The following is a 6,046-nucleotide window of genomic DNA, read 5'->3' as shown; positions in this document are numbered from 1 at the left end:
GCCTTTCTTTCTTCCCCAGTTTTACTGGCGTTGCATGTCGACCTCGGCTCATCCCGACATGATATCGGAGGCGATTACTTATTCAACCTACTTACGGGATGTTGTACTAGTACGCGACTGCAGCGAGTTGCCTCGATCACTGCTCGGCATAGTTCTTCGGGCGGCTCGGCCAAGCTGAACGGTCACGATCCCTACCCCTATCTCAAGGACGTCCTCGCCTGGCTGCCAATGCAGCCCGCCAGTCGCCTCGAAGAACTCCTGCCACATCGCTGCCAACTCACGGCACAGTAACGCGGCGCTGAAGATTCCCGAAACGTTGTCACATGAGGCTCAGGCGATGCTGGTTGAGCGCTCAAGCCGGCAAATCTGAACATACGCATATGAACCGCCTACCAAGACCCGGTTATGAGTAAACCGGGTACTTCTCCCCTATCGATTGCGGCGGCCGACCGGTTGTTGACAAGGAATCGGTTGCTGCGCTTCGGCCGTGAGCTGCTGTGTAAGCGACCAGTTCTTCCACCTTGAATCGATTGAAGCGATTAAGCATCGTCCCCACGAAGGAGGATCGTGGAGACGATGGATAAAGTGTCGACAGTTGAGCGGCCGCGCCGGCGGGAGTACAGCGCCGAATTCAAGGCCATGGTCCTGGAACAGGTTCGCCAGGCAGGAGCTTCGGTCGCGGGGGTTGCGCTCAGCCACGGGCTGAACCCGAACATGGTGCACCGATGGATGCGCGAGGAACGTCAGCGGCAGATGCTGACTGCGCTGAGCGAGGGCCATGCGTTTGTTCCGCTGCAGGTCGAAGCCCTGCCTGCAGTCACAGATGAGGTGCTGCCGTGTAACACGCCGGCGGCTGCAACGCCGGAGACCATCCGCATAGAGATCCAGCGCCCAGGCTGCACGCTGGTTGTGCACTGACCTCTGTCAGCGGCACAGCAATGTGCCCAACTGCTTCGGGACTGGTTGCAATGATCCGCATTGACGCGCTGTGGTTGGCCGTCGAGCCCATCGACATGCGCGCCGGAAGCGAGCGGCTGCTGGCGCGCGTGGTCCAGGTCAGCCCAGTCACATCACGCCTACTTGTTTGCGAATGCTCGCCACACGCGCATGAAGCTATTGGTGCATGACGGCTTTGGCGTATGGTGCGCCGCGCGCCGCCTCAACCAGGGACGCTTTGCCTGGCCTGCCGTACAGGTCGGCGCCATCGGCGCACAACTGACGCAGGCGCAGTTCGACGCCCTGATCCTCGGCTTGCCTTGGCAGCGCCTCGAGGACCTGCGCGCCATTACGCGGATATGACGATGATCACGGCGCGTTGACAGCATAAATCCGTATGGCGTTAGTGCCCGGTGGCAGGCAGGATGGTTCCATGCTGAACCTGCGCCAAATACAAGACCAAGGCCTTCAGGACCTCGCGCCCGAGGACGTCCTGGCACTGGCGCAGCAGATGCTCCCACACATCCAGCAGCAGGAACGCGAGATCAAGCTCAAGGACGTCAAGATCGAGAAGATCACCTTCGAGCTGGCGCGACTCAAGGCCTGGAAGTTCGGGGCCAAGACCGAGGCGATGAGCGCCGAGCAGCGCCGCCTGTTCGAGGAGAACGTGGCCGAGGACGAGGCCAGTCTGCAAGCGCAGTTGCAGCAGGCCAAGGGCGAGCTCTCTGTTGAAGACAACACCAAGTCCAAGCGCAAGCCCCGTCGCCAGCCACTGCCAGCCCACCTGCGCCGAGTCGAGCATCACCACGAATCCGAGGATACTCACTGCCCAACACCGGGCTGTGGACGGACCATGGTACGCGTGGGTGAGGACGTTAGCGAGAAGCTGGATATCATGCCGGCGGAGTTCTTCGTGCACCGCCACATCTATGGCAAGTGGGCCTGCCGATGCTGCCAGCGCCTGGTGCAAGAGCCTGTTGAACCGCAAATCATCGACGGTGGCCTGCCAGCAGCCGGCCTGGTCGCGCACACGCTGATCAGCCGCTTCGTTGACCACCTGCCGTACTACCGGCAGGAGACGATCAACGCCCGCTCGGGCGTACGCACGCCGCGCTCCACACTGGCTGCCTGGTCCGGGCGCGCTGGTGCAGCACTGGAGCCGCTCTATGAAGCGCACAAGCGCTTCATACTTGCAGCAAGGGTTCTGCACGCCGACGAGACGCCGGTGGCGATGCTCGACCCGGGAGCCGGCAAGACCAAGCGAGCCTACGTCTGGGCCTATTCGCGTGGCATGTTCGACCCACAACGGGGCGTGATCTACGACTTCTGTATTGGTCGAGGCGCGCAGTACCCGATTGCCTTCCTGGGAGGTACCAGTGAAGACGGCAACGAGAGATGTTGGCAAGGTACGCTGGTGCGCGACGAATACGCTGCCTATGACAGCGTGTTGCAAGCGCACCCCGGTCGCATAGCCGCGGGATGCCTGGCCCATGCCCGGCGTCGGTACGACGAACTGCTACGAAACCAGGGCAGCAGCACGGTCACGCCAGAGGCAATGCGTCGCATTGCGCAGATCTACCGTCTTGAGCGGGAGCTCGCCACCATGAGCAGCGAGCAACGTCTGGCGTGATGAGCCTGGTGCAATCAGCCAAGCTCAACGGGCACGATCCGTGGGCCTACCTCAATGACGTGTTGACCCGCCTGCCTACCCACCTGAACAGCCGCATCGACGAGCTGCTTCCCCACAACTGGCATCCCGCACGCTGACCGCGTCTGCTCTCTCACAATCGCTCTTAACCGGCAACGTGGGACGGCGAGACGCTTACGCTGCTGTTGCGGATTTGCTCGTTCCTTGGCGCGCAGGTCGTGGTCCTCATACGTGACAAATGATTTCAGCATTGGGCGCGAGGCAACTCATGTCGCAAGCAGCCATGGGATTGAATCCGCCAGGCTCGGACACTCCTGCAACCGCGCTCAGCATGTTCTCCTGTGAGAGGCAGGGCGCGCAGCATATTACGCTTAATTGCCTCAGCATCAGGACCATGTTTGGGCCCTAATACCGGTCACGACCAAATAGAATGATTCATGGATACTAAGAGAGTAACTGGAACCTACGCAATGAATCGCCCTTCTCCCGACTTTTGCCCGCGAACCTCCACCTTACAACCGCGAATATTGAGCGGTGCCGAAATGATCGTCGAAGCGCTATTGAAAGAAGGCGTGCGAAGTGTATGGGGTTACCCGGGGGGCGCGGTCTTGCCAATTTACGACGCCATTGCGAGGCAATCAACACTTCGCCATTTACTCGTTCGCCACGAGCAAGCTGCGGTTCATGCCGCAGATGGTTACGCGCGGGCGACTGGTAATGTTGGAGTTGCTCTTGTGACTTCAGGCCCGGGGGTCACGAACGCAGTGACCGGCATTGCAACTGCGTACTTTGACTCCATACCATTAGTGATTCTATCGGGCAACGTTCCGCAATCCATGATAGGAGAAGATGCGTTCCAGGAATGCGATGCAGTGGGAATAACGCGGCCCGTAGTGAAGCATAACTATCTGGTAACTGACGTCAAGAGCCTTCCTCAGATTCTTAAGAAGGCCTTTCATCTTGCACGCACCGGCCGCCCGGGACCGGTACTTGTCGACATTCCAAAGGATGTTTCGCTCAGTTCGGGAGCTTTCGAGTATCCCAATACGGTCGATATCCGTTCCTATCGACCCGCTGCAGAAGGCCACGAGGGGCAAATCCGTCATGCTGCCCGTCTTCTTAAGGAGGCTCACCGCCCGTATCTCTATGTCGGCGGCGGCGTGATCGCAGCAAAAGCTTCCGGGGAAATTCTGGAGCTCGCCGCACTAATCAACGCACCCGTCACCACCACTCTCATGGCCCTTGGCGCATTCCCCGGGACCGACAGACGCTATCTTGGCATGCCCGGAATGCACGGCACCTATGAAGCCAACCGAGCCATGCAAGAATGCGATGTCCTCCTCGCTGTAGGCGCTCGATTCGACGATCGTGTTATCGGAAACGTCGAGCATTTCTGCTCTACTCCTCGTCAGATTATTCACATTGATATTGACCCGACAACTATCGGAAAGCGGGTGAAGCCGACGGTTCCTATCGTCGGGGATGCCCGTCGTGTCCTGCGACGGTTGGTCGGGGCGCTAGGAGAAGCAGGCATTCCGCGAAATGACCACGGGGCTTGGTGGGCCACCATCGAAGAGTGGCGATCGAAGCGATGCCTCGCCTATGACCTGCGCAGTGATTCAATAAAGCCGCAATATGTCATTGAGACGCTGCGGCGAATTGCACCGAGCGATGCAATGGTCTGCTCCGATGTGGGCCAACATCAAATGTGGGCAGCGCAGCATTACCGGTTCTCTGCGCCTCGTCAATGGTTAAATTCTGGTGGGCTTGGAACTATGGGAGTTGGACTGCCTTATGCCATGGGTGCTAAACAAGCCTTCCCTCAACGAGAAGTTTTCGCAATCACGGGTGATGGGTCCATACAGATGTGCATTCAGGAGCTGTCCACGTGCAAGCAATACGATTTGCCCGTGAAGATTATTTGCCTAAATAATGGTTATCTCGGGATGGTAAAACAACTTCAGCACGTGGAATATGAGCAGCGTTATAGCCAATCATACATGGACGCGCTGCCGGACTTCCCAGCTTTAGCCCGGGCATACGGCCATATTGGATTTACGGTGCGGTCCAAAAATGAAGTGGAAACTGCACTGCGTGATGCCATTGCGGAGAAGAAGCGCACTGTGTTTTTGGACATTCACGTGGACCCATCTGAAAATGTGTGGCCGATGATTCGAGGTGGTCACGGTTTAGACATGATGCTAATCGCAAACGAGCCGATCAATAGCTAACAGAACGGGCAGGCAATTCCAAAGTCCTCATCCAGGATTGCCTTTTCATAGATTTTTGGAGGACGGCCTCGCCCCACGAGGTCTGTACGGCTGACCATCGCGCCGTGCCCGAATTATATGTCACGGCAACATGTTGTGAACGTGGAGGTTTCCTCGGTTGCGTGAGGATGCTCGTCGCAGTCAGCGTGACTATATACCAGCATCAGCATCTCAACACGACGGTGAGAATCTCTACCACCTCTTTGGTGAGCTGCTGACGGGAAATCGTCGCCGAGGCGGTTAGGACGACTACCTCCCTACCTCGACACAGGTGAATTGGCAAATCTCAACCGATAGATATGAAGGGCCGCGGGAGGTAAGCCCTGGAGTAAAACGAAGATTCGCAGTTTCGTTTCTCCAAAGGAGCACGCAAATAAACACGATGCCTGACACAGCCCTTCACGGGCAGAATACGACGATCACCGGCTGGCTGTACATGGCTTTCGAACTGAGCGACAAGAGCTGGAAGCAGTCGCTAGGCGACGAGCTTGGACCGAGCCGGCATACGCTGGGCGCTGGTGACCTGAATGCAGTCTTGCAAGTGATCGCCAAGGCCAAGGCTCACTGCGGCCTGGCGCCGCAAGCCCCGGTGCGCAGTTGCTACGAGGCCGGTCGCGCTCGCCGTGCTGCCATGCGCGTAGGTTGAGCACGAGCTTGATGGCATCCAGGCGATCCGTCTTCGGGCGCCGCCTGTGGCGTGCGACCGGAATGCTCGCGGCAACGACGACGTAACAAGAATGTAGTCCGGGCAGCAAGCCCGACACTGAGAGACCCCGACCTCAATTTCGGCGCCACTTCAGTCCCCGCGAACGAAAAGTATTGGCTTGCAAGGAGAGAGTATCGCGCCAGACATCCCTATACTGGAATCCATGCTGGATCGGGGGTTGACACCCTCGCTCTCATAGAAGGCTCACTGCCAAAGCGCAGAGAACGCGATCCGACGAGGCGACACACGTGTGCGCCCAGGATGAGCGCCGCAGACATGGTGCGGCCGGCGTGCGCGGCGGGTTTCGCCTAATGACAGAGTAAAGGACCCGATGTGTTCATAAACCGGTCTAACGGACTCGTTATATGCGCCCGATCAGATTTGCAAAGCTTCGACACCTAAGGCCACACCCCCCGCGGCAGAATAGATGTCGCCCCGATAGAATTTGAACCCTGGGGGCGATAAGAGAGAGAAGTGGCTCGTTAC

General features: G+C 58.4%; 5 protein-coding genes and 3 pseudogenes. 7 read left to right on the top strand and 1 reads right to left on the bottom strand.

Annotation, left to right across the window (positions count from 1 at the left end; genetic code table 11):
- Positions 1-165 precede the first annotated feature (165 nt).
- From J8I82_RS37120 to J8I82_RS37090, 7 genes and pseudogenes are all read left to right on the top strand, one after another.
- Positions 166-291, top strand: a pseudogene (locus J8I82_RS37120) (transposase domain-containing protein); the annotation flags it as partial.
- Between the two features lie 285 nt (positions 292-576).
- Positions 577-918 (top strand): IS66-like element accessory protein TnpA, encoded by a 342-nt coding sequence (gene tnpA, locus J8I82_RS37115; protein ID WP_209765555.1) that lies wholly within the window; start codon positions 577-579, stop codon positions 916-918.
- Positions 919-978: 60 nt separating this feature from the next.
- Complete coding sequence (tnpB, locus tag J8I82_RS39260) at positions 979-1,299, top strand: IS66 family insertion sequence element accessory protein TnpB (protein WP_280908715.1); 321 nt, start codon at positions 979-981, stop codon at positions 1,297-1,299.
- A gap of 70 nt (positions 1,300-1,369) precedes the next feature.
- Positions 1,370-2,566 carry an IS66 family transposase gene (tnpC, locus tag J8I82_RS37105; RefSeq protein WP_209765551.1) on the top strand — a complete coding sequence of 399 codons (1,197 nt, stop codon included), beginning with the start codon at positions 1,370-1,372 and terminating at the stop codon, positions 2,564-2,566.
- Positions 2,566-2,703: a transposase domain-containing protein gene (locus tag J8I82_RS37100; protein ID WP_209765549.1), complete on the top strand. Its 138-nt coding sequence runs from the start codon at positions 2,566-2,568 to the stop codon at positions 2,701-2,703. The genes tnpC and J8I82_RS37100 overlap by 1 nt, the downstream gene beginning before the upstream one ends.
- 351 nt (positions 2,704-3,054) lie before the next feature.
- Complete coding sequence (gene ilvB, locus J8I82_RS37095; RefSeq protein WP_209765547.1) at positions 3,055-4,815, top strand: biosynthetic-type acetolactate synthase large subunit; 1,761 nt, start codon at positions 3,055-3,057, stop codon at positions 4,813-4,815.
- Positions 4,816-5,227: 412 nt separating this feature from the next.
- Positions 5,228-5,470, top strand: a pseudogene (locus J8I82_RS37090) (IS110 family RNA-guided transposase); the annotation flags it as partial.
- Here the strand turns inward: J8I82_RS37090 and J8I82_RS38890 are convergent.
- Positions 5,463-5,588 (bottom strand): annotated as a pseudogene (locus J8I82_RS38890) (IS110 family RNA-guided transposase); the annotation flags it as partial. The pseudogenes J8I82_RS37090 and J8I82_RS38890 overlap by 8 nt on opposite strands.
- Positions 5,589-6,046 lie beyond the last annotated feature (458 nt).

The organism is Cupriavidus consociatus (assembly GCF_017814975.1).
In the GTDB taxonomy this organism is placed as follows: domain Bacteria; phylum Pseudomonadota; class Gammaproteobacteria; order Burkholderiales; family Burkholderiaceae; genus Cupriavidus; species Cupriavidus consociatus.
This window is presented reverse-complemented; position numbering and strand designations above follow the sequence as displayed.